This window comes from Rhizobium ecuadorense, from assembly GCF_001187535.1.
Lineage (GTDB): Bacteria > Pseudomonadota > Alphaproteobacteria > Rhizobiales > Rhizobiaceae > Rhizobium > Rhizobium ecuadorense.
In genome coordinates this window covers 1-252 of sequence record NZ_LFIO01000236.1, presented here as the reverse complement: position 1 = coordinate 252, position 252 = coordinate 1, and the positions used below count along the sequence as shown (strand labels likewise).

Here is a 252-nt window from a genome sequence, read left to right as displayed (position 1 = left end):
GGCCGAGATCCGGCACGCCGGACATGCTGAATCCCAGCGATGCGCCGCTGAGCAGGATCGCCTCGAAGCCGGCCATTTCCGCCGCCTTGGCGGAGTAGCAATCCCAGACGCAGGGCGTGAACACCTGCTTGCGGGAAACCAGGTCCCGAAACTTCACCTTCTTGCGATTGCCGATCATCGTCATCCACCTTTTCCGATCGCCCCGCGTCGCAGGGCTCATTCCGTCGTCTTAACGTCTCTGGCGTGTACGGT

1 pseudogene is annotated in these 252 nt (G+C 62.3%); it reads right to left on the bottom strand.

Going from position 1 to position 252, the window contains the following annotated elements:
* Window positions 1–184: pseudogene (locus AF337_RS05745) on the bottom strand (isocitrate lyase/phosphoenolpyruvate mutase family protein); the annotation flags it as partial.
* Between the last annotated feature and the right edge of the window lie 68 nt (window positions 185–252).